This window comes from Pseudomonas sp. H3_E07, from assembly GCF_054668895.1.
Genome location: NZ_CP162795.1, coordinates 953,760 through 980,235, shown reverse-complemented (window position 1 = coordinate 980,235; position 26,476 = coordinate 953,760). Strand labels below are relative to the sequence as shown.

The 26,476-nt window shown below is 59.5% G+C and carries 23 protein-coding genes; 12 read left to right on the top strand and 11 right to left on the bottom strand.

Annotated elements, in window-relative coordinates:
• Positions 1 to 3: 3 nt before the first annotated feature.
• From rfbH to AB4O08_RS04420, 4 genes are read right to left on the bottom strand one after another with little or no spacing between them, the layout of a single operon-like run.
• Positions 4 to 1,317 carry a lipopolysaccharide biosynthesis protein RfbH gene (rfbH, locus tag AB4O08_RS04435; protein ID WP_021490939.1) on the bottom strand — a complete coding sequence of 438 codons (1,314 nt, stop codon included), beginning with the start codon at positions 1,315 to 1,317 and terminating at the stop codon, positions 4 to 6.
• Between the two features lie 24 nt (positions 1,318 to 1,341).
• Positions 1,342 to 2,427 (bottom strand): CDP-glucose 4,6-dehydratase, encoded by a 1,086-nt coding sequence (rfbG, locus tag AB4O08_RS04430; protein WP_042570770.1) that lies wholly within the window; start codon positions 2,425 to 2,427, stop codon positions 1,342 to 1,344.
• Positions 2,428 to 2,429: 2 nt separating this feature from the next.
• A complete protein-coding gene (gene rfbF, locus AB4O08_RS04425; protein ID WP_010211927.1) occupies positions 2,430 to 3,203 on the bottom strand; it encodes a glucose-1-phosphate cytidylyltransferase in 774 nt (257 codons plus the stop codon).
• A gap of 12 nt (positions 3,204 to 3,215) precedes the next feature.
• Entirely contained in the window at positions 3,216 to 4,205 is a 990-nt protein-coding gene (locus AB4O08_RS04420; protein WP_047541566.1) for an FAD-binding oxidoreductase, read from the bottom strand.
• Between the two features lie 559 nt (positions 4,206 to 4,764).
• Between AB4O08_RS04420 and AB4O08_RS04415 the strand changes: the two genes are divergently transcribed.
• Entirely contained in the window at positions 4,765 to 5,097 is a 333-nt protein-coding gene (locus AB4O08_RS04415) for a ComEA family DNA-binding protein (protein ID WP_010211925.1), read from the top strand.
• Positions 5,098 to 5,115: 18 nt separating this feature from the next.
• Here AB4O08_RS04415 and AB4O08_RS04410 read toward each other — a convergent pair whose 3' ends face one another.
• A complete protein-coding gene (locus tag AB4O08_RS04410) occupies positions 5,116 to 5,694 on the bottom strand; it encodes a TetR/AcrR family transcriptional regulator (RefSeq protein WP_010211924.1) in 579 nt (192 codons plus the stop codon).
• Positions 5,695 to 5,814: 120 nt separating this feature from the next.
• On the opposite strand from AB4O08_RS04410, the gene AB4O08_RS04405 reads away from it, so the two are divergent.
• Positions 5,815 to 6,459 (top strand): GntR family transcriptional regulator, encoded by a 645-nt coding sequence (locus AB4O08_RS04405; protein ID WP_031290438.1) that lies wholly within the window; start codon positions 5,815 to 5,817, stop codon positions 6,457 to 6,459.
• 15 nt (positions 6,460 to 6,474) lie between these two features.
• Positions 6,475 to 7,323 carry an urea carboxylase-associated family protein gene (locus AB4O08_RS04400; protein WP_010211920.1) on the top strand — a complete coding sequence of 283 codons (849 nt, stop codon included), beginning with the start codon at positions 6,475 to 6,477 and terminating at the stop codon, positions 7,321 to 7,323.
• An 8-nt stretch (positions 7,324 to 7,331) separates the two neighbouring features.
• Here the strand turns inward: AB4O08_RS04400 and AB4O08_RS04395 are convergent, their stop codons facing one another.
• A complete protein-coding gene (locus AB4O08_RS04395; protein WP_460114724.1) occupies positions 7,332 to 7,499 on the bottom strand; it encodes a DUF2897 family protein in 168 nt (55 codons plus the stop codon).
• 112 nt (positions 7,500 to 7,611) lie between these two features.
• The gene (eat, locus tag AB4O08_RS04390) at positions 7,612 to 8,976 is read right to left on the bottom strand and encodes an ethanolamine permease (RefSeq protein WP_010211919.1); all 1,365 of its coding nucleotides are present in this window, start codon (positions 8,974 to 8,976) and stop codon (positions 7,612 to 7,614) included.
• Positions 8,977 to 9,370: 394 nt separating this feature from the next.
• Here eat and kdpF point away from each other — a divergent pair, with 394 nt between their 5' ends.
• The 6 genes from kdpF (at position 9,371) to AB4O08_RS04360 (ending at position 17,369) form a co-directional block, all read left to right on the top strand.
• Positions 9,371 to 9,460 (top strand): K(+)-transporting ATPase subunit F, encoded by a 90-nt coding sequence (gene kdpF, locus AB4O08_RS04385; protein ID WP_010211917.1) that lies wholly within the window; start codon positions 9,371 to 9,373, stop codon positions 9,458 to 9,460.
• 9 nt (positions 9,461 to 9,469) lie between these two features.
• Positions 9,470 to 11,164, top strand: coding sequence for a potassium-transporting ATPase subunit KdpA (kdpA, locus tag AB4O08_RS04380; protein ID WP_010211915.1), 1,695 nt, complete (start codon positions 9,470 to 9,472; stop codon positions 11,162 to 11,164).
• A 12-nt stretch (positions 11,165 to 11,176) separates the two neighbouring features.
• Complete coding sequence (kdpB, locus tag AB4O08_RS04375; protein WP_191629903.1) at positions 11,177 to 13,234, top strand: potassium-transporting ATPase subunit KdpB; 2,058 nt, start codon at positions 11,177 to 11,179, stop codon at positions 13,232 to 13,234.
• Between the two features lie 64 nt (positions 13,235 to 13,298).
• Positions 13,299 to 13,844, top strand: a complete 546-nt coding sequence (gene kdpC / locus AB4O08_RS04370; RefSeq protein ID WP_010211912.1) for a potassium-transporting ATPase subunit KdpC — start codon at positions 13,299 to 13,301, stop codon at positions 13,842 to 13,844.
• A 146-nt stretch (positions 13,845 to 13,990) separates the two neighbouring features.
• Positions 13,991 to 16,642, top strand: coding sequence for a sensor histidine kinase (locus AB4O08_RS04365; protein ID WP_042570775.1), 2,652 nt, complete (start codon positions 13,991 to 13,993; stop codon positions 16,640 to 16,642).
• 37 nt (positions 16,643 to 16,679) lie between these two features.
• Positions 16,680 to 17,369 carry a response regulator gene (locus tag AB4O08_RS04360; protein WP_010211910.1) on the top strand — a complete coding sequence of 230 codons (690 nt, stop codon included), beginning with the start codon at positions 16,680 to 16,682 and terminating at the stop codon, positions 17,367 to 17,369.
• Between the two features lie 131 nt (positions 17,370 to 17,500).
• On the opposite strand, the gene AB4O08_RS04355 is transcribed toward AB4O08_RS04360, so the two are convergent.
• The gene (locus AB4O08_RS04355) at positions 17,501 to 18,538 is read right to left on the bottom strand and encodes a patatin-like phospholipase family protein (RefSeq protein ID WP_010211909.1); all 1,038 of its coding nucleotides are present in this window, start codon (positions 18,536 to 18,538) and stop codon (positions 17,501 to 17,503) included.
• A 216-nt stretch (positions 18,539 to 18,754) separates the two neighbouring features.
• Here AB4O08_RS04355 and AB4O08_RS04350 point away from each other — a divergent pair, with 216 nt between their 5' ends.
• The 3 genes from AB4O08_RS04350 (at position 18,755) to AB4O08_RS04340 (ending at position 20,727) form a co-directional block, all read left to right on the top strand.
• Entirely contained in the window at positions 18,755 to 19,033 is a 279-nt protein-coding gene (locus AB4O08_RS04350; protein WP_003172685.1) for a hypothetical protein, read from the top strand.
• A gap of 44 nt (positions 19,034 to 19,077) precedes the next feature.
• Positions 19,078 to 19,839: a CHAD domain-containing protein gene (locus AB4O08_RS04345; protein WP_460114723.1), complete on the top strand. Its 762-nt coding sequence runs from the start codon at positions 19,078 to 19,080 to the stop codon at positions 19,837 to 19,839.
• Between the two features lie 90 nt (positions 19,840 to 19,929).
• A complete protein-coding gene (locus AB4O08_RS04340) occupies positions 19,930 to 20,727 on the top strand; it encodes an acyl-CoA thioesterase (protein ID WP_198581509.1) in 798 nt (265 codons plus the stop codon).
• A 2-nt stretch (positions 20,728 to 20,729) separates the two neighbouring features.
• On the opposite strand, the gene AB4O08_RS04335 is transcribed toward AB4O08_RS04340, so the two are convergent.
• The 3 genes from AB4O08_RS04335 to AB4O08_RS04325 all read right to left on the bottom strand — a co-directional run bounded on the left by AB4O08_RS04335 (position 20,730) and on the right by AB4O08_RS04325 (position 26,319).
• Positions 20,730 to 21,092 carry an Mpo1-like protein gene (locus tag AB4O08_RS04335; RefSeq protein ID WP_010211905.1) on the bottom strand — a complete coding sequence of 121 codons (363 nt, stop codon included), beginning with the start codon at positions 21,090 to 21,092 and terminating at the stop codon, positions 20,730 to 20,732.
• 138 nt (positions 21,093 to 21,230) lie between these two features.
• The gene (locus tag AB4O08_RS04330) at positions 21,231 to 21,644 is read right to left on the bottom strand and encodes a hypothetical protein (protein WP_460114722.1); all 414 of its coding nucleotides are present in this window, start codon (positions 21,642 to 21,644) and stop codon (positions 21,231 to 21,233) included.
• Complete coding sequence (locus AB4O08_RS04325) at positions 21,601 to 26,319, bottom strand: RHS repeat-associated core domain-containing protein (protein ID WP_460114721.1); 4,719 nt, start codon at positions 26,317 to 26,319, stop codon at positions 21,601 to 21,603. The genes AB4O08_RS04330 and AB4O08_RS04325 overlap by 44 nt, the downstream gene beginning before the upstream one ends.
• Positions 26,320 to 26,476: the final 157 nt, after the last annotated feature.

Sequence of the window (26,476 nt, the reverse complement as noted above, 5' to 3'; positions counted from 1 at the left end):
TGTTTAGAAACCGATCCCGAAAAACTCTTCCAGCTTTTCACCCACAAAATCGAAATGTTCCTGGCCCAACGAAGGCTGTACACCGAGCCAGAAGGTCTGATTCATGGTGCGGTCGGTATTCGTCAGTTCGCCAACCACACGGTACTCCAGGTTCTGGAAGTAAGGCTGGCGTGTCAGGTTGCCGGCGAATAGCAGGCGCGTGCCGATTTTGTGCTGGTCAAGGTACTTGAGCAGGTCGACTCGTTTGACCCCGCTGCTTTCCTTGAGCGTCACCGGGAAACCGAACCACGATGGGTCGCTGTTAGGGGTTGCCTCGGCAATTTCGAGGAATTCGGACAGGCTGGACAAGCGCTCCTTGAGCAGCGCGAAGTTGCGCTTGCGCGTATCGATGAAGTCCTGGGCGCGTTCGAGCTGGGCCAGGCCGCAGGCGGCTTGCATGTCGGTGATTTTCAGGTTGTAGCCCAAATGCGCGTACACGTACTTGTGGTCATAACCTTGGGGTAAGCTGCCATATTGCTGGCCGAAACGGTCGCCGCAGGTGTTGTCACAACCCGGTGCGCAGTAGCAATCGCGGCCCCAGTCGCGGAACGACTCGGCAATCACCTTGAGCATCGGGTTGTTGGTGAACACTGCACCACCTTCGCCCATGGTGATGTGGTGCGCGGGGTAGAAGCTGAGGGTGGCGATGTCGCCGAAAGTGCCTACCAGCTTACCGTCATAGGTTGCACCCAAGGCATCACAGCAGTCCTCCACCAGCCACAGGTTGTACTTTTCGCACAGGGCTTTGACCTTGCCCAGGTTGAATGGGTTGCCCAGGGTGTGGGCAAGCATGATTGCCTTGGTTTTTGGCGTGATGGCCGCTTCGATCAGGTCGGCGTTGATGTTGTGGGTGGCCATGTCAACGTCAACGAACACCGGGATCGCGCCGAATTGAACAATGGGGTTGACCGTGGTCGGGAAGCCCGCAGCCACGCCAATCACTTCATCGCCTTTCTTGATCGCGCGCTCACCGAGTTTGGGTGAGGTCAGGGTGCTGAAGGCGACCAGGTTGGCGGAAGAGCCGGAGTTGACCGACAGTAGGAATTTGACACCGATGAACTCAGCGAGCTTTTTCTCGAATTCGGCATTGAAACGGCCAGTGGTCAGCCATCCATCCAGGGAGGCCTCGACCATCAACTGCAACTCCCGCGCACCGATCACTTTGCCGGACGGTGGAATGACAGTTTCGCCGGCCACGAACGGCTTGCTCGCCAATGCAATGTTGGCGTACTGCTCGACGAGCTTGCTGATTTCCTGGCGGAGCATATCGGGTGTCATGAAAAATCCTGCTAAAAAATAGAGTTAGTTGCTGCTGGCATGCATGGCGAGCATGTAGGCATTGATTTCTTCCAGGCAAAGGGCCTGCATGTCGTTGCCGCTCAACCAGGCACGATGCCAGGTAACAATCCGGGCGAGCGTGGTTTCGAGGTTCCAGCTGGGGGCCCAGTGCAAGTGGGCGCGCGCCTTGGAAATATCTAGCTTGAGGTAGTTGGCCTCATGCGGTTGCGGGTCCTGGTCCAGTTGCCAACGGGCACCTGTACCCCAAGCCTGTACCATGTGATCGATGATCCACTCCACAGGGCGTGCATCTTCATCCTTGGGACCGAAATTCCAGCCCTGGGCAAAACGATGCCCATGGGTCCAGAGATGTTGTGCCAACACAAGGTAACCGCTCAGCGGCTCCAGCACGTGTTGCCACGGCCGGGTGGACTTCGGATTGCGTATCGTGACGGGCTGACCCTTCTCGAAGGCACCGAGAATATCAGGTATCAGCCGGTCTTCCGCCCAATCGCCGCCGCCAATCACATTGCCGGCCCTGCCGGACGCCAACGCAGCACCTTGCGGGTCATTGAAAAATGACTTGCGGTAGGCGCTGGTGATCAGCTCCACGCAGCCTTTGCTGTTGCTGTACGGGTCGTGACCACCCATGGGTTCGTCTTCACGATAGCCCCATTCCCACTCACGGTTTTCATAGCATTTGTCGGTGGTGACGTTGACGATAGCCCGCAGGTTGGGGCATTGGCGTGCGGCTTCCAGCACATGCAGGGTGCCCATTACGTTAGTGGCGTAGGTCTCGACGGGTTCGCGATAGGACAAACGGACCAACGGCTGCGCCGCCATGTGGATCAACACGTCGGGGTTGAAGCTCACCATGCTTTGGGCGATTACTGCGCGATCACGAATATCGCCTTGCTCCGACTCCATGCCTTGGGCCACCTTGGCCTCGACGAACAGGGCAGGGTGTGTCGGTGGCGCCAGGGCAAACCCCTTAACCTGCGCGCCCATGCTCGTTAGCCATAGCGCCAGCCAGCTACCTTTGAACCCGGTATGGCCGGTCAGGAAGACTCTTTTGCCTTGCCAGAAGGTAGGAGAAACGGTCGACTTCATATTCAGTCCCAGGATTTCCAGGGAGCTTTGCCAGACTGCCAAAGATCTTCCAGGTAGTGTTTGTCACGCAGCGTATCCATAGGTTGCCAGAACCCCGGGTGTTCGTAGGCCATGAGTTGGCCCTCGGCTGCAAGCTTCATCAGCGGCTCTTGTTCCCAGGTTGTGCTGTCGTCCTCCAGGTACTGGAGAACCGTGGGGCTCAAGACGAAGAAGCCGCCGTTGATCAGCGCGCCATCTCCTTTGGGTTTTTCCTTGAAGTTCAGCACTTGGCCTTTCTGGATATCCAGTGCGCCAAAACGGCCGGGGGGGAACGTTGCGGTGAGCGTTGCCGCCTTGCCATGTGCCTTGTGAAAGGCCAGGGTCGCGCTGATATCAAGATCGCTGACACCATCGCCATAAGTGAAGCAAAAGGCTTCTTCGTCCTTGACGTAGTCGGCGACACGACGCAGGCGACCGCCAGTCATGGACTCGTCGCCAGTATCGACCAGGGTGATGTTCCAGTCTTCAGCACGTTGGTCGTGCACTTTCATGGTGTTGTCGCGCATGTTGAACGTGACGTCGGACATGTGCAGGAAGTAGTTGGCAAAATACTCCTTGATCACATAGCCCTTGTAGCCGCAGCAGATAATGAAGTCATTGATGCCATGCGCGGAGTACATCTTCAGGATGTGCCAGAGGATGGGTTTGCCGCCGATCTCGACCATGGGTTTGGGGCGCACGCTGGTTTCTTCGCTTAGCCGTGTTCCCAGGCCACCGGCCAAAATAACTGCTTTCATGCTGTCTCCGGGTCAATTCGAGCTTACAAAGGCATCAGAATGGAAATGTTTGAGGGGCAGGCCAGCCTGTGTCAGCATCTCGCGCGCCGTATGGATCATGGCTTCAGAGCCACAGGCATAGACCGAGGTATCGGCCAGGTCAAGGTTTTCTGCAAGGACGGCCTGTTGAACGTATCCGGTGGCGCCTGGCCAGTGTTTACCCGCGCGTGAAAGCACGGGGCGGTAAGTCATGCCCAGCGTCGGGAAGTCAGGGAGCCAGTACAAGTCGTTTTCCGTACGCCCCCCCCAATAAACGTAAACGCGCTTGCCGATGAGGGGTTCGGATTTACTCGCCAAGGCTTCGAGCATGGCCTTTACGGGGGCGATCCCGGTACCTGTCGCCATGAACACCAAGTTTGTAGTGCTGGCGTTACGCAGGCAGAAGGTGCCAAGTGGGCCTTCCAGCCTCAGCAGGTCATTGACTTGGGCTTCACCAAACCAATACTGGCTCATCACTCCATCAGGTACTTGGCGGATATGCAGTTCGAGCTTGGCATCCTCGCGTACGGCGTTGGCAATCGAATAACTGCGGCGCACACCGTCTTTGCCTATGACGTCGATGTACTGCCCAGGAAGGTAGAACAGCGCGCTTTTGGGCGGTGTCCTGAGGACGACCCGTACCACGTCGTCCGCTAGGCGCTCCAGTGTATCGAGGCGGCAAGGCATGGTTTTGATCTGGATGTCGGCCAGCAAGCCCAAGTCTTCGATATCCAGTTCAACATCAGTCAACGCTGCTCGGCAGCACGTCAGGATGGCGCCGTTGGCACGCTCTTCGTCCGTAAGGGCGAGTTCTGGTTGCATCACCTCTGTATCACCCTGGAGCACGTTGGCCTTGCAGACGCCGCAACGACCGGTACGGCAGCTGTATTCCAGTACGGTACCTTGTGACTTTGCACACTCCAGAAGGCTTTTGCCGGATTCACCCGTGAATGACTTGTGGTTCGACAGCGTGACAATAGACATGCGTCAGGCACCACGCTCAACGTTGACGTCACAAGGATTCAATTCATCCCCTGACATGTGGGGAGCGGTGCACCTCTGCCCGAAGCTTTTGATACCCATGTACGTTTACATCTCCTGTCGTCATTACGCCGAACGTCATACCGCATTCAACGCGCAGACTACACCCCTGATGAGGGGCATTTTTAGTAGAGTTCAAAGCGGATAGAAGCAACCAGCGCTAACGCCCCACCGTTGAATCGCATACATAACAAACGGCAACATCGCAGTGAGTTGCCGTGTATTTAATAGTGAACGACCCGATGAGGCTTGCACTGTGTCGACCGGCGTTTAAGTTCGCATTGCGGCCGGGCTGCTCATAAGTGGCGGCAATTCTACCTGTTTGGGACCTTAACTGGAAATGCAGGATGGACGAGGCCTGAGCAGGCCGTCTCACTGGCCTTGCGGGTTGCGGTCATACTCTGTAACCCACCCGTTTTTGACTCCTACCCAACATCACCTAAGTTTGGGAGGCAGCTTAGGAAAGCTGCTTTTCCCTCATCGATGTCATGGAGCGTCACCAATGCAAAACACCTACATCTGCGCCCTTATCTTCGCGTTTCTCACCAGCATCTCCGCTACGACCACCGCAGCCCCTTCCATCAAGCCCGAAGCCCCAACCCCTATCGCCACTCAGATGTCCAAGGCCGAGCAATCCGCCAAGGTCAACCTGAACGCCGCTGATGCCGAAACCCTGCGCCGTGATCTCTTCGGCATCGGGGCTGCCAAGGCCAGGGCGATCGTTGCGTATCGCGAAAGCAATGGGCCGTTCACGGCGGTAGATGAGTTGTTGGAAGTGAAGGGGATTGGTAAGGCTTTGCTGGAGAAGAACCGCGAAAGGCTGGTGATCAATTAAGTCAGGCGAGAAAGCCGGTCACTGACCGGCTTTTTCACGCGTTGAAACCTGGGTTTTCAAACGCGCGCGCACAACCTCCAAGATTCGCATAGCCAATGCCGGATCTTCGACACTCCTGGCGAGCACCAATGCCCCGACCAGCGTCGACATCATCACCAGGCTTTGTTCATCACTCCGTCCATCCGCTAAAGCCGTATCAATCTGCTTTAGCCGCGCGTCGAGTACTGCGTCCGTCGTTGTACTGTGCTGGCCCCTTAGGCCGAGTTCGGAGGACATGGTAGGCAGTGGGCAGCCTTGGTCCGGAGACGTCATGTGCCATTTCGAGAGGTAACTGTCGATAAAGGCTTCCAGCGGCCGCTCCTGGCTGAACAGCATTTCGCAATGAGCATCCAGCTCTGCCGCAGCCGCCTGCAGCGCCTTCTCCACCAACTCATCCTTGGATTTGAAGTGCGCATAAAACCCACCATGCGTCAGGTTCAGCGCCTTCATCAATGGCTGTAAACCAGTCGCGCCGATGCCGTCGCGTCGAAAGCGTACGGAGGCTTCCTTGATGATGCGTTGATGGGTCTGGGCTTTGTGGTCGGGTGAGTAACGCATGGGACGGCCTCAGTGACAGGTTGGCATTCTAACCAACTTGAATCTTTTTACACATCTGCACGTTGGCATGAAACGTGATTACCTAAACGTAAAAGATTGTTCAACAATCGTGAGGTGACCATGACGCTCAGCTTGTCGTTAGCCGACCAGATTGCCTTGGAGCTTCGCGCTGACATCATCGGTGGGCGGCTGCTACCAGGCATGCCGTTGATCGAAGTGGAGCTGGTGAAAGCCTATAACGCATCGCGCAATACCATCCGTGAAGCGTTGCACCGTTTAGGGCAAGAAGGCTTGACCCGTTATGTGCGCAACAAGGGGGTTATGGTGCGGCGGCTGGAGTGTGAGGAAGTGCGTGACTTATTTGTCGTTCGTCGCACCCTGGAACTGCAGGCCATCGCCCAGAGTGGTCCTCTGACGGAGGCCCAATCCGAACGCATGCAAAACGCCATCGACGCCACCACCCTGGCCCGTGAGCGCGAAGACTGGCGGGCGGTCGCCACCCACAGCCTGATGTTTCATCAGCAGGTCGTAGGGTTGATGCGCAGCCCTTTGTTCGATGAGTTTTTTGCCCAGGTCATCGCCCAGTTGCGTCTGGTGTTCTGCGCTGCGCCTGATGAGCAACGCTTCCAATCGCCGTGGTTGGAGCGTGATCGTGAGATTTACACGTTATTGGTCCAGCAGGATAAACCGGCGGCAGGGGAGGCGATGAGCCTGTACCTGGATGACTCGGAACGCGTGTCCCTGGCCCTGTTCAACCATCCCTGATCGAGGATCTGCACCATGTACAAAGACTATCCGGCCGCTTATCAGGTCAGTAAAGGTTCGGCGCTGCAGGTCGATGCGGCGTTTTACGAGCGCATTCGTGATCGAAAAGATCAACGGCGCTTGATTGAGGCGTTTGAGGTGCCGATTCGCACGGGCAGGGCGTGGAAGGTGCCGGCCGGGCATGTATTCCGTGTGACCACGCCAGTCGGTCCGCAGGTGGGGGATTTCAACGTGTGGAACGCCAATGACCCCCGCGAGCGTTTGTGGGCGGCGCGTACGCGTCAGTTGCAGGGCGCGCATGTCAGCACTCATGACCGGCTGTGGTCGAACCTGCCATTTCTGCGGCCTTTGGTGACGATCACCGATGACAGCCTGGCCGGTTACGGCATCGATGAGCACGGCGGGCGTCTGCATGACTTGCTCGGTACGCGTTGCGATCCCTATGTGAACCGCATGCTCACCGGCGAAGACTTTCACCACCATTGCCATTCGAACCTGACCCGTGCAGTTTTGCCCCACGGTCTGACGGAATTCGACGTGCATGACGTGCTGAATATTTTCCAGTGCACGGGCCTCAATCACGACGATATGTACTTCATGAAAGCCTGCCCGGCGCAGAAGGGCGATTACCTGGAGTTTTTTGCCGAGATTGATTTGTTGTGCGCGCTGTCGACGTGCCCGGGTGGGGATCTGTCGTTGCCGATGTGGGGGCCGGATGCACAGGACCCGCTGACGGTATGCCGCCCGCTGGGGGTTGAGGTCTATACGTTGGAGGATGAGCTTCTGAGCGGTTGGAGTCAGCCCGAACGTGCTGCCTATAAGGGGCAGCACGGGTTGCATATTGCCAAGGCGTCCTGGGAATAGCCCAAGGTTCAGCGATCCTGCGCGTCCTTGGCATCCGCCTGGGCATTGCGCTCGGCCACGCGCTTGCGTTGTTCGTCGGTGAGTTCGACTTTGTTGGCGCTGTCGCGCAGCATCATCAGCCCACCGATGATCGACCCGATCGCAACTACCATAATCAACCACGCATACCACGGCATAAGGCTCTCCTTGAGGCAGATTGCCGTGGGAGAACTTTCCCACGGGAATAACTGCTTTGAGTGACGGGCTTTCTCACTAGTTCAGTGTAGGCCCGTTCTGCCTCTCAGTAGATCAGAGCCCGGTCAACATCGCATCTGCCGGTGCATCGGCGCGGTCTTGCGCAGTCATCTGGAAGTAGGCGAATCCCACCACCATGAAGCCCAGGAAGATCAGCCCGATCAGCGCGTTGAACCACGCCATAGCTACCAGGCACACCACCGCCAGTACCAGCGCAATACCCGGCACGATCGGGTAGCCTGGTGCGCGAAAGGTGCGTTCCAGCAGCGGTTCGGTCTTACGCAGTTTGAACAGACTGAGCATGCTCATGATGTACATCACAATGGCACCGAACACCGCCATGGTGATCATCGCTGCGGTCAGTGTCATGCCGCCCAGGTTGATCAGGCCATCGCTATAGATAGCCGCGATGCCGACCACGCCACCGGCGATAATTGCGCGGTGGGGTGTCTGAAAACGCGACAGTTTGGCGAGGAAAGACGGCAGGTAACCGGCGCGGGCCAGGGCGAAGAACTGACGCGAGTAGCCGAGGATGATGCCGTGGAAGCTTGCCACCAGGCCGAACAGGCCGATCCACACCAACATGTGCAGCCAGCCTGAGCTGTCGCCGACCACGGTTTTCATGGCTTGCGGCAAGGGGTCGTTGATGTTGGACAGGGTGCGCCAATCACCCACGCCGCCAGCAAAGAACATCACGCCCATGGCCAGGATCACCAGGGTCAGGATGCCGCTGATGTAGGCCTTTGGAATGGTGCGCTTCGGATCTTTCGCTTCTTCAGCAGCCATGGCCGCGCCTTCGATGGCGAGGAAGAACCAGATGGCGAAAGGGATCGCGGCAAACATGCCGGCAATCGCGGGTGCGCCAAAGGTGTCTGAGCCGGCCCAGCCGTTCAGGGCGAAGTTGCTGAAGCTGAATGCAGGTGCGACGACGCCCATGAACACCAGCAACTCGGCGACGGCGAGCACACACACCACCAGTTCAAAGGTGGCGGCGAGTTTGACGCCGAGGATGTTCAGGCCCATGAACACAATATAAGCACCGACGGCCGCGTGTTTCGGATCGAGTGCGGGAAATTGCACATTAAGATAAGCGCCAATGGCCAAGGCGATCGCAGGCGGTGCGAAGACGAATTCGATCAAGGTCGCGAGCCCGGCGATCAAGCCGCCTTTCTCACCAAAGGCACGGCGGCTGTAGGCAAAAGGGCCGCCAGCATGAGGAATGGCGGTGGTCAGTTCAGTGAAACTGAAGATGAAACAGGTGTACATCGCGGCGACCATCAATGAGGTCACCAGAAAGCCCAGGGTCCCTGCGACGCCCCAGCCATAGCTCCAGCCGAAGTATTCACCGGAGATCACCAGCCCGACGGCGATGCCCCACAAGTGCAGGGTGCCTAAAGTGGGTTTGAGTTGTGTGTTCATCGTGTTGCTCTCCCTGAACCGTTTGGAATGATTCAAGGTGTTGCAGCGGACATGCCAGGCTGAGCATCATTGTCGTAAAGCGGAGCAAGTGTCGTGCGTGGGATGGTTTAGTGTTTGAATTTTTCCAGCCTCGCACCAGTTGAGTGCGGTGGGGTTGCAACTGCCGTCATCGCGGGCAAGCCCGGCTCCCACAGGTTGACCGCATACCGATGTGGTAGCCGGGCTTGCCCGCGCTGAGGCCTTCCTAACGGCTAATCCCCCCTGTAAACCCCGCATAAACCCACTCTTTACGCCGTCTTTACGCCCCACCCACCCCCTCGCTCTCGTTCCTTTACACCACTCCTGCGGACAATTGCTCCACACGCGGCACTCGCCGCTAAACGGAGAGACTTCCATGAGCGTTCTGGACGGGGTGTCACTGCTATTGGCCGTGGCGCTGTTCATTTATTTGCTGGTTGCGCTGTTACGCGCGGATCGGACCTAGGAGCAGGCCATGCACAGTTATGACTATTGGCTGATCATTGCCTTCTTTGCGGTGGTGCTGGTGCCGGCTCCGTTCCTGGGGCGGTTCTATTACAAGGTGATGGAAGGGCAGCGCACCTGGCTCACGCCGGTATTCGGCCCGGTGGAGCGCGCCTGTTATCGCCTGTCGGGCGTGGACGAGCATCAGGAACAAAGCTGGCAGAAATACATGCTGGCCTTGCTCGCCTTCAACCTCGCGGGCTTTTTGCTGTTGTTCTCGATCCTGGTGTTCCAGGACTATCTCCCACTGAACCCGCAGAAATTGCCGGGTCAGGAATGGACTTTGGCCTTCAACACCGCGGTCAGTTTCATGACCAACACCAACTGGCAGTCCTACAGCGGTGAAGCGTCCCTGAGCTACCTCAGCCAGATGGCCGGCCTGACCGTGCAGAACTTCGTCAGTGCCGCCACCGGCCTGGCAGTCTTGGTCGCTCTTTGCCGTGGGATTGGTCGCAAATCGGCCCAGACCTTGGGCAACTTCTGGGTTGATATGACCCGTGCCACCCTCTACGGCCTGCTGCCGTTGTGCCTGGTGCTGGCGTTGTTCCTGGTGTGGCAGGGCGTTCCGCAAACCTTCGCCCACTATGTCGATGCCGTCACCCTGCAAGGCGTGGATCAAGTGATCCCTCTGGGCCCCGCAGCCAGCCAGATTGCGATCAAGCAATTGGGCACCAATGGCGGTGGCTTCTTTGGTGTCAACTCGGCGCACCCGTTTGAAGACCCGACTGCCTGGGCCAACCTGTTCGAAGTGGCATCGATCATCCTGATCCCGGTGGCGCTGGTGTTCACCTTCGGCCACTACGTCAAAGACCTGCGCCAAAGCCGCGCAATCCTCGGCTGCATGCTGGCGCTGTTCCTGATCGGCGGCGCGACCTCGTTGTGGTCTGAATACCAGCCCAATCCGACCCTGAACAACCCAGCCGTGGAGCAGACCGCTCCATTGGAAGGTAAGGAAGCACGCTTCGGCACCACCGGTACGGTGTTGTGGTCGGTGACAACCACCGCGGCGTCCAACGGTTCGGTCAACGGCATGCAGGACAGCCTCAGCCCCCTCAGCGGCATGGTTGCGCTGGTCAACATGATGGTGGGCGAGGTGATCTTCGGCGGCGTCGGCGCCGGTATGTACGGCATGTTGCTCAACGTGTTGATCGCCGTGTTTCTCGCCGGTCTGATGATCGGTCGCACCCCGGAATACCTGGGCAAGAAGTTGCAGGCCAAGGAAGTGCAATTGCTGGTGGTGACCTTGCTGGTGATGCCGGTAGGTGTGCTGGTACTCGGTGCCATCGCCGCTAGCCTGCCAGGCCCGGCCGGTGCCATCAGTAACCCCGGCCCCCACGGTTTCAGCCAATTGCTCTATGCCTACACCTCGGCCAGTGCCAACAACGGTTCGGCGTTCGGCGGCTTCAGCGCCAACACCCCGTTCCACAACCTGATGCTGGGCTTGGGTATGTTGATCGGCCGCTTCGGCTACATCCTCCCGGTACTGGCCCTGGCCGGCAGCCTGGCGATGAAGAAGACCGCACCGATCGGCCAGAACAGCTTCCCGACGCATGGCCCGCTGTTCGTGACCCTGTTGACCGTGACCATTTTGCTGGTGGGCGGCCTGAGCTTCCTGCCGACGCTGGCACTGGGCCCTATTGCTGAACACATGAGCATGGGCTTCTAAGGGGATATGAAAATGAATATGCCTGCAAAAAACGCGGCTCCGGTGCAAACCCAGGAACCCGCCAAAACTGCCATCTCCGCCCTGTGGCGCCCGGCGCTGGTCCAGGCTTTCGTCAAGCTGGATCCCCGCCAACTGCAACGCTCGCCGGTGATGCTGGTGGTCGAACTGACCGCGATCCTCACCACCGTGTTGTGCTTCGTGCCCGATACCACCGTGCCAACCTATGTCGCCGCGCAGATCGCGGTGTGGCTGTGGTTCACCGTGCTGTTCGCCAACTTCGCCGAAGCCTTGGCCGAAGGGCGTGGCAAGGCGCGTGCCGACAGCCTCAAGGCCGGCAGCGAAGGCCTGAGCGCTCGCCGCAAGGAGGCCGATGGCAGCTTCAAGGTCGTGCCGGCCACCAGCCTGCGCAAAGGCGATGTAGTGCGCGTCGCCGCCGGGGAAATGATCCCCGGTGACGGCGAAGTCATCGAAGGGATTGCGGCGGTCAATGAAGCCGCGATCACCGGTGAGTCCGCACCGGTGATCCGCGAGTCCGGCGGCGACCGTTCGGCCGTCACCGGTAACACCCGGCTGGTGTCGGACTGGCTGTTGATCCGCATCACCGCCAACCCTGGTGAGTCGACCCTCGACCGCATGATCGCCCTGGTGGAAGGTGCCAAACGCCAGAAAACCCCTAACGAAGTCGCGCTGGATATCCTGCTGATCGGCCTGACCCTGATTTTCCTGCTGGTGGTGGTGACCCTGCAGCCGTTCGCCCATTTCGCCAGCGGCAGCTTGCCCCTGGTGTTCCTGGTCGCACTGCTGGTGACGCTGATTCCTACGACCATCGGCGGCTTGTTGTCGGCCATCGGTATTGCCGGCATGGACCGCCTGGTGCGCCTCAATGTGATCGCCAAGTCCGGCCGTGCCGTGGAAGCGGCAGGTGACGTGCACGTGTTGCTGCTGGACAAGACCGGCACCATCACCTTCGGTAACCGTCGGTGTGCGGCGGTGGTCGCGGCGCCTGGCGTCAGCGGCAAGGAAGTTGCCGAGGGCGCGTTGTTTGCCTCCCTGGCGGATGACACTGCGGAAGGCAAATCCATCGTCGAATACCTGCGCGCCTTGCACCCTCAGGCCGAACCTTCTGCGGATGAGCTGACCGCCGTGCCGTTCAGCGCGGAAACCCGGTTGTCCGGTGTCGACTACCAGGGTCGTGTGTTCCGCAAAGGCGCGGTGGATTCGCTGTTGGCGTTTATCGGTCAGCCACGCCGCGACTTGCAACCGGCACTGTCGCGGGAAATCGACAAGATTGCCCAAAGCGGCGGCACCCCGTTGCTGGTGTGTGCTGATGGCAAGTTGCTCGGTGCGATCCACCTCAAAGACGTGGTCAAGCCCGGCATCCGTGAGCGTTTCGCCGAGCTGCGCAAACTGGGCATTCGCACCGTGATGGTCACCGGCGACAACCCGCTGACCGCCGCTGCGATTGCTGCTGAAGCGGGCGTGGACGACGTGCTGGCCGAAGCCACGCCGGAGAAAAAACTCGCGCGCATTCGCCATGAACAAAACGACGGTCGCCTGGTGGCAATGTGCGGCGACGGTGCCAACGATGCCCCGGCGCTGGCCCAGGCCGACGTCGGCATGGCAATGAATGACGGCACCCAGGCCGCTCGCGAAGCCGCCAACATGGTCGACCTCGACAGTGACCCGACCAAACTGTTGGATGTGGTGCAGATCGGCAAGGAATTGCTGGTGACCCGTGGCGCGCTGACCACCTTTTCCATCGCCAACGACGTGGCCAAGTACTTCGCGATCCTGCCGGCACTGTTCGCCTCGATCTATCCGCAACTGGGCGCGCTCAACGTGATGCACCTGCAAAGCCCACAGAGCGCGATTCTCTCGGCCATCGTGTTCAACGCGTTGATCATTGTGGTGCTGATTCCATTGGCGCTGCGCGGTGTGCGTGTGCAAGCGGCGAGTGCGGCGGCGCTGCTGCGTCGCAACCTGCTGATCTACGGGGTGGGCGGGATCTTGGTGCCGTTCGTGGGGATCAAGGCGATCGACATGCTACTGACTGCGTTGCATCTGGTTTGACCCGAATCCTGCGGGTACCCGATGGGTGCCCACAGGTTGCAATGACCGAATTGAGGAATCCCAAATGTCCAACATGATCCGTCCGGCCCTGAGCCTGCTGGTGCTCATGACCCTGATCACTGGCGTCGCCTACCCACTGGTGGTGACCGGCGTCGCCCAGGTCGCCTTCCCGGACCAGGCCAATGGCAGCCTGGTGCGCGACGACAGTGGCAAGGTGCGCGGCTCCAGCCTGATCGCCCAGGATTTTACCGGCGACAGCTGGTTCCACCCACGTCCATCGGCCGGCGCTTTCGCGACGGTTTCCAGCAGTGCCAGTAACCTTGGCCCCAGCAACCCGGCGCTGGCGACGCGCATTTTTGATGACGCGAACAAGCAGTGGGTGCGCAGCCAAGGGCCGGTGCCTTTGGCATCGCTGACTACCTCTGGCAGCGGTCTTGATCCACACTTGCCACCACAGGCGATTGCCTATCAACTGGCGCGGGTGGCGGCGGCGCGGAATGTGCCGGTGTCGACCCTGCAGCGGTTGCTCGATGAGCATATCGAAAGCCCGCTGGTGGGCCCGCCGGTGGTGAACGTGCTGGCGCTGAACATGGCGCTGGAAAAACTCTGAACCTCCTGTGGGAGTGGGCTTGCTCGCGAAAGCGATGTATCAGCCAATGTATTTGTTACTGATAGACCGCTTTCGCGAGCAAGCCCGCTCCCACATTGGATCTTCAGTGGGCCCGAATACTTGAATACCTGAAGGAACCCCCAAGCATGAGCGACTCCGGCCGCGCCGATGCCCTGCTAGCCGATCTGCCCCGGGACGGCCGTGGCCGACTCAAAGTATTCCTCGGTGCTGCACCCGGTGTGGGCAAGACCTACGCCATGCTCCAGGCCGCGCACACCCAGCTGCGCCAAGGCGTGAAGTTGATCGCTGGTGTGGTCGAAACCCACGGCCGCGCCGAGACCGAAGCCTTGCTCAGCGGCTTACCGCAGCAACCCTTGCTGCGCAGCGAATACCGCGGCGTGATGCTCGAAGAAATGGACCTCGACGGCCTGCTTGCCGCCAAGCCCAGGCTGGTGCTGGTGGACGAACTGGCTCACAGCAACGCGCCCGGCAGTCGCCATGAAAAGCGCTGGCAAGACATCCAGGAATTGCTCGCTGCCGGCATCAACGTATTCACTACGGTCAACGTCCAGCACCTGGAGAGCCTCAATGACCAGGTACGCGGCATTACCGGCGTGCAGGTGCGCGAAACCCTGCCGGACTGGGTGTTGCAAGAGGCCGACGAACTGCTGCTGATCGACCTGCCGTCCCGCGAGCTGCTGGAGCGTCTGCGCGACGGCAAGGTCTACGTGCCGGAGCAGGCCCGCGCGGCCATCGATGCGTTTTTCACCCAGACCAACCTCATGGCCTTGCGTGAGCTGGCGATGCAAACCGCCGCCGCCCACGTCGATGACGATTTGGCCCAAGGCTATCGCCAGCTCGGCCAGGCCGCGCCGGCGGTGCGCGGTCGCCTGCTGGTGGGGGTGGATGGTGATGCGCAGGCCGAGCGCCTGGTGCGCCATGCCAGCCGCGTCGCGCAGCGTCGACATTTGCCGTGGAGCCTGGTGCATATCGATAACGGCCGCGCGCGGGACGAGCAGTTTCGCTTGCGCTTGCAGAATGCCCAGCAACTGGCCGAGCGTCTGGGGGGCGAGGTGGTGTTGCTGCGGGCGGGGGAGGTGGCCAAAACCCTGATCCAGCACGCCGCCGAGCGCCGTGCCAGCCTGGTGCTGGTCGGCCAGTCACGAATGCGTTGGCGTCGCCGACTGTTCGGTGGTGGCCTGGCCGCGCGTTTGCTGCGTAATGCGCGTGGCTTGGAAATCAACGTGCTCGACAGCGATGATATCCCGGCACCGCCAAGGTTGCCCGATGTGCGTGGGCTGGTGTGGTTCGACTATGCGCTGGCGGTCGTGGCGACGGTGGTGGCGGCTGCGGTGGCGTGGGCAGTGTCCAGCGTCCTGCCGCTGCCGAATATCTCGCTGGTGTTTCTCGCCGCTGTATTGCTGGTGGCGGTGCGCAGCAGCCTGGGGCCATCGCTGGTGTGTGCGGCGTTGTCGTTCCTGACCTATGACTTTCTGTTCATTCCGCCGAATTTTTCTTTCTCGATCCAACGCGAAGAGGACGTACTGACCCTGTTGTTCTTTCTGTTGATGGCGGCGTTGACCGGCAACTTGGCCGCGCGTCAACGCCGGCAGTTGCAGGCGTTGCGCGATACCCAGGAAGAAACCAGCGAACTGCTCGACCTGTCACGCAAACTCACCGCTGCTACTGATCGTCAGGCGGTGGTCAGCGCCGCTGCGCATCACTTGGAAGGCTGGAGCGACCTGGACCTGTGCCTGGTCAATCGCGATGGGCAGGGTGGTTGGATGATCGAGACCGGCGGCCCGCTGACGCTCACCGAAGCCGAGCGCGCCGCGGCTGATTGGGCTTGGCAACATGACCAGCCGGCGGGCATGGGCACCGGTACCTTGCCGTTCGGGCGTTGGTGGTGGTGGCCGTTGTCGGGCGAGGAGGGCCCGCTGGGGTTGCTGGGCGTCAGTCCCAAGCCTGGGCTGGAGTTAAGTGGGCAACGCCGTCGCTTGCTCACCGCCTTGAGCCAACCGCTGGCCCAGGCTTTGGCGCGGGCGCAACTGGCCCAGGAGTTGGAGTCTGCCAGGCTGCACGGTGAGACCGAGCAACTGCGTAGTGCCTTGCTGGCGTCGGTGTCCCACGATCTGCGCACGCCCTTGACCTCTATGCGCGGCAGCATCGATAGCCTGCTGGCGCTCGGTGAGGCCATTCCATTGGAGGACCGCCGCGAGTTGCTCGAAGGCACACGTGATGAGGCCGAACGTCTCGATAGGTACATCCAAAACTTGCTGGACATGACGCGCCTCGGCCACGGCGCGTTGAAACTGGCGCGGGATTGGGTGTCGCCGGGCGATATTGTCGGCAGCGCCCTGGGCCGCCTGCGTGCGGTGCTGGCACCGTTAAAGGTGAGTACCGACGTGCCCGCTGAGTTGCCATTGTTGTATGTGCACGCCGCGTTGATCGAACAAGCGCTGGTCAATGTGTTGGAAAACGCCGCGCGCTTTTCGCCGCCGCAAGGCCGCTTGCAGTTGAGTGCCGGCGTGTCGGATAACCAGTTGTTTTTCGCCGTGGCCGATGAAGGACCGGGTATTCCCGAGGAGGAGCGCGCAAAGATTTTCGACATGTTCTACACCGCCGCCCGAGGCGATCGCGGCGGGCAGGGCACAGGACTGGGCCTGGCGATCTGTCAGGGCATGGTCGGTGCCCATGGTGGGCATATCAGCGTGGCCGACGGGATCGACGGGCGTGGCACCTGCATCACCTTGTTCCTGCCTTTGCCGACACAACCTGGCCTGGAGCGCGAGGCATGAGCTACCCTGTTTTCTTCACGGATTTTGATGGGACACCATGAGCCAGACCGCGACGATTTTGGTCATTGATGACGAGCCGCAGATCCGCAAATTCCTGCGCATCAGCCTGGCCTCCCAGGGCTACAAAGTGATAGAGGCCGGCACCGGCAACGAAGGTCTGGCCCAGGCGGCGCTGAGCAAGCCGGACTTGCTCGTGCTCGACCTTGGCCTGCCGGACATGGACGGGCAGCAGGTGCTGCGCGAGTTTCGCGAGTGGTCGACGGTGCCGGTGTTGGTGCTGTCGGTGCGGGCCAGTGAAGGGCAAAAGGTCGAGGCGCTTGACGGCGGAGCCAATGATTACGTGACCAAACCCTTTGGCATCCAGGAGTTTCTCGCCCGGGTGCGCGCGCTGCTGCGTCAGGCTCCAGCGGGGGAAGCCCAGGAAGCGGCCTTGCGTTTTGGTCCGCTGACCGTGGATCTGGCCTATCGCCGTGTGCTCCTGGACGGTGCCGAAGTGGCGCTGACCCGCAAGGAATACGCGGTGCTGGCCCAATTGGCGCGGCATCCGGGGCGGGTGATTACCCAGCAGCAATTGCTCAAGGATATCTGGGGGCCGACCCATACCGAAGACAGCCACTATCTGCGGATCGTGGTGGGGCATCTGCGGCAGAAGTTGGCGGATGATCCTACACAGCCACGGTTTATCGTGACTGAGGCGGGGGTGGGTTACCGGTTGCTGAGTGCCTAGATTTTTGGCGTCTGGCAGGGCCTCTTCGCGAGCAAGCCCGCTCCCACACTTGAACGAGTTCCGCCTTTGAAATGCGGTCGAATGTGGGAGCGGGCTTGCTCGCGAAGAGGCTATCAGCAGCACCACAGGTTTCAACTCTGCTCACTCTCATACCGATCCAGCGTATCGCTGGCAATCTCCCGACCCAGCGCGATCAACTCCGGCGCCTTGTAAAACTCGAAAAAACGACACACCCGTTTCGGCACGTTGATCAACACGTCAGGCGGGTAGCCAGCAATCTTGTACTGCGCCAGCGACGTCTGCATCACCTCGAAGCTCTGGTTGATCAAGTCGAGGAGCGATGCCGGGCCGACGTTATCGATGATAAATGACCCGGTCGCTGACTTTGGTGCGCCGGGTTTTTCCGGTGCGGCGGCGGGTTGCTGGGATTCCGGCTCGGCGGAGTCCAGCCAAGGGTTGATCTCCGCCGCCTGCGCTTCCAATGCCTCTTGCTCCAGCTTCATCAATTGTTCGGCCTGCTTGCGCCGGAACGGCAAGTGCGAACCGAGTGATTTCGCCAGGTTGTTGAAGCGACTCTTGAAGGCGGGCGGGCGCTGGATCACTGGCAATTGGTAGTGCTTCTGGTTGGTGGCGTTGAGGTTGACCGCGATGATCAAGTCGCAATGGCTCGACACCACCGGCACGATGGGCAGTGGGTTGAGCAGGCCGCCGTCCACCAGCATGCGGTTGCCCTGCATCACCGGGGTGAACAGGCTGGGAATCGCCGCCGAGGCGCGCATGGCCTGGTGCAGGCAGCCTTCCTGGAACCAGATTTCCTGCTGGTTGGTCAGGTCGGTGGCGACGGCGGTGTAGGGGATGCGCAGTTCTTCGATATTGATCTCGCCGACGATCTTGCGGATCTGGCCGAAGACCTTCTCACCGCGAATCGCGCCCAGGCGAAAACTCACGTCCACCAGGCGCAGTACGTCGAGATAATCGAGGCTTTCAATCCAGTTCCGATAGTCATCCAGCTTGCCGGCGGCGTAGATCCCGCCCACGACGGCCCCCATGGAGCACCCGGCGATACAGGCGATGTCATAGCCGCGCCGTTCGATCTCTTCGATCACGCCGATGTGGGCGTAACCACGAGCCCCGCCGGAGCCCAGCACCAAGGCAACACGTTTTTTCATGGTCCATGTCCTCCCCAAGGCAGGGTCCCACAATGCACCCATTGAGGGGGCGGCTTCAATCTTCGCAGGCGACCTGCGATATTTTTCCAGAATAGCCACGGTGCTCGGGTATGCTCTGGTATGTAGGTACTATCGATTTCAGGCTAGGGACAGGCACTTTTCCATGTAGGCAACGTCTACAACGTACGACTGTTTTTTCTATTTGAGGTGTCATCAATGAAAGCCTGGATGTGTGTACCTGTGATCATGCTGGCCCTGGCCGGTTGTGCCGGTAAGACCGCATACCGCGACAGCTGCGGCAGCCAATTGGACGCTGCCTGGAAAGAGCTGGATCTTGCCAAGGCTGAAGGCTTTGCTGGCACGGTGAGCTACTCTAAAGCGCTATCGTTATTGACGGGCGCCAAGACCCAGCAACAATTTGAAGCGTTTGAAGGCTGCTCCAACAAGGCCGAGAAAGCGCGGTTCTATATTCGTGAGTCTCGCGCCGGGCGTTGACCTGCAGCAGCGAGTAGGACTTTTCATCTGGAAGTGAGGGCAGGATGTCAGCTTTGGTCGATCAGTTAGTCGCTCAGGTCATTGGCCTGGAAGTAGGGTTACTGAGCTGCCAGGCTCGCCTCGCCGCCGTTACCGACGATGAAGCCCTGCATGACCTGCGCACCACCGTGCGGCGTCTGCGCAGCCTGTTGCGCCCCTTGCGCGGGTTGCCGGGGGTGGAACAGCTTGAGATGGCCGCCAGCACCGTCGGCCAACTGACGACGCCGCTACGCGACCGCGAGGTGCTGGCGGCGTATTTGCACCAACACGGTCATCACGAGGCCGCCAACCGACGCTTGCGTCTGCAACCTGAGGCCTATCGCCAGGTGGCGAAAAGCCCTGAGCTTGCGCATTTGCTGCTGATCCTGGATGCCTTTCCGCGTTTTATCCGTGCTTCTGAACATCAGAAATTGCTCAAAGGCCTGCGCCCGCGCATTGAAAAACGTCTGGCCAAGCAGTGGCAGCAACTCGGTAAGGCCTTCAAAGACCCTGACCATGACCGGCACCGCCTACGGTTGTTGATCAAGCGGGTGCGCTATGCCGCCGAAGCCTATCCCGAATTGGATAAGTTGCCTGCCAACGCGATGTCACGGCTGAAAAACGCGCAGGGCGCTTTAGGGGATTGGCATGATTGCTGGCAATGGCTGGCCCAGGCTGAGCAGCAGGTGGACCTGCGACCTTGTGTTGCGGTGTGGCAGCGCACCATGGCCAAGGCGGAAGGGCAGGCGGACCGCGTGCTGGAAAAACTCAGCGCCGATTGTTTCTGAACCGGTCCGGCTTTTGGCCGGAATAGGCGCTGTACCTGGCTAGTCCGATGGTTAAGATCGCTCATCTGTTCCTGTTGATGTGAGACCGCCATGCGCTTTAGTGATTTACTCGACGCTGCCCGCAGCAACCCGCTGGATGTCATTATCCCTGCCGAATGGGCCCAGGGCCGCGCGACCTTTGGTGGTTTGGTGGCCGCATTGCAATACGAAGCGCTGCGTGCCCAGGTGCCGGCCGAGCGTCCGCTACGGTCGCTGGCCATCACCTTTGTCGGCCCAGTAGCGCCGGACGTCCCTGCCAGTTACCAAGTCGAAGTGTTGCGCGAAGGCAAGGCCGTCAGCCAATTGCTTGGCCGTGTGGTGCAGAACGGTGAAGTGGCGACATTGGTACAGGCCAGTTTCGGTGCGTCCCGTGAGTCGGAAATTGCTGTCGAGAGCGCAGCGCCACCGGTGTTCAAACATTGGGATGAATGCCAGGAGCTGCCCTACATCAAGGGCGTCACCCCCGAATTCATGCGCCACCTGGCGATGCGCTGGAGTGTCGGCGGCTTACCCTTCACCGGCAATAAATCCCGTGACATGGGCGGTTGGGTTCGCTTACGCGGAGATGTCAAAGAAGAGCCACTGACTGAAGCGCATATCCTCGCCCTGGTCGATGCCTGGCCTCCGGCTTTGCTGCCGCACCTGAAAAAGCCGGCACCCGGCAGCACCCTGACTTGGACCATCGAATTTATCCAGCCCTTGCAGGATCTGACGACCCTCGATTGGTGCCAGTACCACGTCACCATCGAGCACGCCCGCGACGGCTACGGCCACGCCGCCGCCGCCCTTTGGAGCCCGAGCGGCGAGTTGATCGCCATCAGCCGCCAGACCGTAGTGGTCTTTGCCTGACCTCAATGCCGGTGGCGTTGTCGCCAGGCGCGCCACCAGCCACCACTTAGGACAAAACGCGGAAAGGTCACGAACTGCTCGACCACCAGTCGCTGCACCGCATCTTTACGATCACTGAACGGCTCACTGGCCTCGGCTTCCAGGCTATGGCCATGACGCTGCAACGCCAAGCCGGCCAGGATCCCGACCACACCCACGGCGAAACTGGCCAGACTCAGGCTGAAAACCCCGGACACGATCAACAGAAACCCGATGATGAACAGCGGCACGGCAATCAGGTGCAACGCCAGATTGGTCGGGTGCTGATGGTTCTGCGGGTAGTTACGCCATTGCCAGGCGGGAAGGTTGGGGTGACGTTTGCCCATGGTGGTGAATCCTCTGTCCGTTGAAATGGCATGGAGAGAGTTTAGGTGGGGTTGGGGGCAGGAGCGAATTGGGGCTGGCTATGGGGGTGATAGACAGCAAGCACCCCCCTATTAAGTGACCGCTGGATTTTAAATTTTTCAGCGAAAACTAGCGTCGATTCTTTCGACCTTTAATTTGACAAAGTGCTCGTTAAATTCTGGATGGTCATAGTGTATGCCTTGAGCGCTCAGCGATGTGAAGGTGAAAAATTTATCGTCACAAAGCTCACCGTAAAGGATGTAGGAATAACCAGGAGCTATCTTTTCGACCAACAAGCCGCTCGGCTCAGCACGCTCGAGCTCGCAGGTGTCGGGAAAGTTCAAGGTCAGTTCCACGTCATAGGATTTCCCAACTTCTATTTCGTAGGGGCAATAACTGATAAAGCAATTTACAATCGTCCCCTCTATGAGCAGCGTAATGTCTTCTTCTATCTGATCATTGAGTGCTAAAACGCGCGCTCTTTTATAGTTATTTGCTGTAAGGTCTGATGGTTTTGTCAGTGGCTTCGCCATTTATCATCCTCCAGAAGTCTTTTCCGCTTTTGGTGTGCAGAGTGGTTATGTGGCCATTTGTATTTGATCCTGCAAAAGCAAATTTGGCTTGCCCTGTCCTATTTGTTCCCATAAGTAAAACATAGCTGATCGTTGGTGTGCCCCTGTACACGTATTGCACAGGTGTACCTTTGCTTACGACATGACGGGCCGCAAGTAGGTATTCGTGACTGCTTTCTACTCGAAATTCAGTTCCATGCTTGTCGTAATGTTCGTTAAGTTTTTGCTCGCTGGCAAATTCCGTCGGACGTTTTGATACAGCCGGGCTATTGGGCTCAGCTCTCGTTACCCTGATTTTATCTGTTGGCTCTTCTGTTCGAGCTTGCGATTTGCATCGGCCTCCTTCTGGACAATTACTTAAGCCCAAAGGATCAATCCACCCTGTCGGATTAGGCGCGTACTGGTACGTGTTGATCCCACCCGCCAGCTTCACCGGGTCCGGCGTCAGGTAACGGCCGATATCCGGATTGTAGTAGCGATGGCGGTTGTAGTGCAGCCCGCTTTCTTGGTCGAAGTATTGGCCTTGGAAGCGCAGCGGGTTGTCGACTTTTCCGATATCGACGCGGGTGATTTCACCGTAAGCACGGTAGTGCGCGGACCAGACGATTTCGCCGTCGGGGTTGGTGAGTTCCTGTGGGGTGCCGAGGTGGTCGAGTTGGTAGTGGTAGGCCTTGGTTTCCTTTGGGCCGAAGCCTTCCAGCAGGGCCAGCGGGCGAAAGGTGTCCGGTTCGTAGAGGTAACTGCGATGGCGGTTCGCGTGGTGCTCGGCGATGAGTGTGTCGCCCTGCCAGAAAAACTCCGTAGTGATGCCGTCAACGGTTTTGCTGATACGCCGCCCAAACGGGTCGTAGCGGTAGCTGGCGGTTTGGCCGTTGGGTTGGGTGGTGCCGATCAGGCGATGCTGGCAGTCGTAGCGGTATTCGGTGACGAGGGTGTGGCCCTTGCCACGTCGTTCGCGGATGAGGTTGCCGAAGGCGTCGTAGTCGTAGTGATGGTCACCTTGGATCATCAGGCGGTTGCCGGCGACGATGTCGGGGCCGGGGCGGTTTTGCATGAGCAGGTTGCCGGCGGGGTCGTGGGCGAAGCGTTCCTGCTCACCTTGGGAGTGGTCGGCGCGGATGAGGCGGCTCAGTGCGTCATAGTGGTAGTGGTGTTCACCTTTACGGGTATCTAGGCGCCGGGTGAGGTTGCCGCATGTGTCGTAGTGATACTGGCGCTGGTAAATGGCACCTTCGACGTTGCACAGTCCGTGGTTGAACAGGCGCCCCTGAGTGTCGTACTGGTAACTGCTGAGCAGCTTTCCCTGGCCTCTTTGGTGTTCTCGACCGGTGTCGAATAGATGAGCGGTGAGCGTTTGGCCATTTACCTCGACCTTCCCAAGCAGGCCGCCTTTGGCATGATTGAACGTCACCCGGTTGTTGTCCGGTAGGCGCAAGGTTTGCAGGTTGTCACAGGCGTCGTAGCCGTAGCGCAGGGTGCCCCAGCCTTGGTGCTCGGCGGTGAGGCGGTTTTGGCTGTCGTACTCGTAGGCCAGCGCCCAGTGGCCATCCTCGACGCTTAAGAGGTTGCCTTGGCGGTCGTAGGCGTAATCGACTTGGTTGCCGTCGGGCAGGGTTTTTCTTACGAGTCGACCGGCATAGTCGCGCTCGTAACGGGTAACCAGCTGACTGCCGTCATCGCCGTGTTCGGTCTTCTCCTGAAGGTTGCCGTTGAGGTCGTAGGCGTAAGCCGTGCGCTGGCCATCAAAGCCGATTTCCTGTTGGATCAGGCCGTTGCTGTGGTATTGGAGTCGGTAGGTTTCGCCCACCTCGTTTTCGATCTCGGTCAGCAATAACCTAACGTTGTCGTACCGGTATTTGACCTGAGTGCCATCAGCGTTGATGCGACGGCTGATCAGGTGCAGGCCGTCGGCGTATTCGTAGCGGGTGACGTGGCCGAGTTCATTACGTTCGGAGGTGATTTTTCCGTAAGCGTTGTAGCTGTATTCCCGTGTGGCACCGCCCGGTAGCACAACACGGATCAACCGACCCACGCTGTCCCATTGATACTGGGTTAGCGCCCCCTGTGCATCTTCACGGGCAACCTGTCGCCCAAGGTCGTCATAGCAATAGCGCTTGATGACGCCGTTCGGCAACTGCTCCTCAAGCAACTGCCCACGCTCATTCCACACCAGCCGATGACAGCTGTGATCCGGGTACCAGACACCAACCAGTTGCCCATATTTGTTGTAGCTGTAGTCAGTAGCGTTGCCGTCAGGATCGGTCTTGCGCGTCACGTCGCCCTGGTCATTACGCTCGTATTTCCAGACCGCCTGACCCCGCCTTACAACCCGTACGAATCCATTGTCATGCTCGTAGGTCGTCGGCTCATCGTCCCCCGGAAACAGCGCCACCAAACGCCCGGCTTCGTCGTACTGATACGCCGTGATCGCTCCCAGCGGATCCTGCTCAACCGTCAGTCGGCCTTTGTCATCGTAGGATTTAAAGTGTTGGGCACCGTCAGGGTCCACGCGCTGCACCAGCCGCGCCCGCGGGTCATGCACGTAGACTTCCTGGCTTCCGTCGGCGTTAAACACCGTGACCTGCCCGTTGTCATCCCAGGCGTACCGCGTGTCCATCTGCGTGAAACTGGCCCAATGCCGGACACACCGAGCGGCCTTGCCAGCCCGTTCCCACGCCCAAAAGAAACTCGCTCCACCGGCCAAGCCACGCTCAAGAATCACGTGCTGCTCGTCGTACCGATAAACCTCGCTTTCGCCTACAGCGTTGGTCGCACAAACCAGTCGTCCACCAGCGTCATAGGCGTAGGAAACAACGTTCTGCTCCGTCACCCAGACAAACGGGCCGTCATCCACAGCCCGCTCAATCTGGTAATCCACCGCCACAATGCGGCCCGACGCATAGCGCAAAAACAACGAGCGCCCGACGCCGTTATCCAACCGCTCAATCTGCCCCAGGTAATTACGGGAAATGCGCAGCCGGTTGTCATACGCATCGCTGATCGCTGTCAGCACACCGTCGTGGAAGTGGTAGAAACGTGACCCTTGAGACAGGACTAACTCATCGGGCACAGCCCCCAGGTAGATCGCCGCTTCGGCCAGGCTGTTGGTAATTGCAGGTCGCGAAACAGTGGGCAAGGGCAGGGTGGTCGAGCGATTTTCATGATCGGTCCACACCACCGCATCGCCGGAAACACTCAGCCGATGCGCCAGCGAGTGACTCCAGCCAAACCCCAACCCGCAGTCCATTTCCACCGCACTGCTGCGGTACAAACGGGTCCACTCAAACGGCAAGAGCCCGTCCAGCATTCCATCGGTGAGCGTCAGCAGTTCTTCGCCAGTGACCATGGACACCGGGCAACCGTGCGTGGCGGTCTTGTCCGACGACGTAGCCGCATCCCCATTGGGGTTTCGGGCAGGTGCCGGTACGTCATCCACAGGCTCCTGCCGCACCAACAGCGTCCGCTGCCTGGCCTTGTCGCGCACCACCGGCACGGGGTTGGCAACCACCTGATCCCCAACCTTCAATGGCACATCCGGAATTACTCTGATCGGCGTCGCCGCGCTGCCCAGCAACAACGGCTTGGCCGCTTCGACATGCGCGTCCAACCGAGGCCCGACGAGCTGATCGGCCAGCCTCTCCAGCCACGTACGCACGCGACCCGACTTGATAGGCCCCAACACCTGCATACCCAGTCGAACGTGTACCCCCATGCCTCGCGTGGCCCAGATCAAAAACAGATTGATCAGCACTTCACCGGTGATTTCGCCCGCCAGTTCATACATCTCTGGCGGTGCAAGCATGCGTATCCAGGCGACCATTGCCGACAGATAGATGAACAACAGTGGCTCATCGCTCAGCACCAGCAGGCCATGGGCGATGGCGTCCTTGCCCAGTTTCAGCAGCTCGTCCAGTTCGGCCTGGGTGATGTACTGCAGCAATTTCTCGCTATTGGCCTTGAGGTCCGCCAACAGGTCGTACAGCTGCGTGACGTTATCCCAGAGGTTATAGAGCGCCTTACCGATCCCACCCGCGAACGCCACGCCTTGCATCGCACTTCGCTCGAACGGCGTGGCGCTGGCGAAGTCTTTCCATCGCGGCTTGAAGGTCTTCGTCCATTCATCACGCAGGCGATGTTCCAGCCCGGCGATCACCGACTGATAAGACGCATACAGTGCCTTGACGTGTGCCTTGGAAACGTTGGGGTAAAAGGTGACCTGGTAGCGTTGATCGCGGATGCACTCGTTGACTTCAAGAATGCCGCTGGCATCGATGGTTCGTCGGATAGGGGCACCGAACGGCTTGCCGTCCGATCCGATGGCTTGCAGCATCACCGGCGTATTGCCGATAGGAACAAACCGCGTGCTTTCAAACATGTGCACCAGGGTCAATGAGCCCTGAGCCTTGCAGACGGCGACCGTGCGATTGGGTTTTTTGGAAGACGCGGGAGCGACGAGGGCAACGTCTTCCCCGACTCTGAATACTTGCTCCACGTCCAGCGCTGAACCACTCCAGAAGCTCTCGGCCCATTCGTCAAATGAGTTCAGGCACGACCTGAAGTCACGAAAGACGGTTTCCACGTCCGGCGTTTCGGCATCCATGGGGTAGAGGACGAACTGCGCAATAACGGGAATCATGAAACGGCCCCATTGAGTGGGGCACTGATAGAGAAGAGCATCGGCGGTCCCTCGCGCTGATTGGTCAGGCGAGAGACTTTGGAGAGGTTGGCAGGGAAAAGAAGTCGGCGTTATTCGCCAGGAAGGCTAGGAAATTTCGCTAAGACCTCGGGTAAAC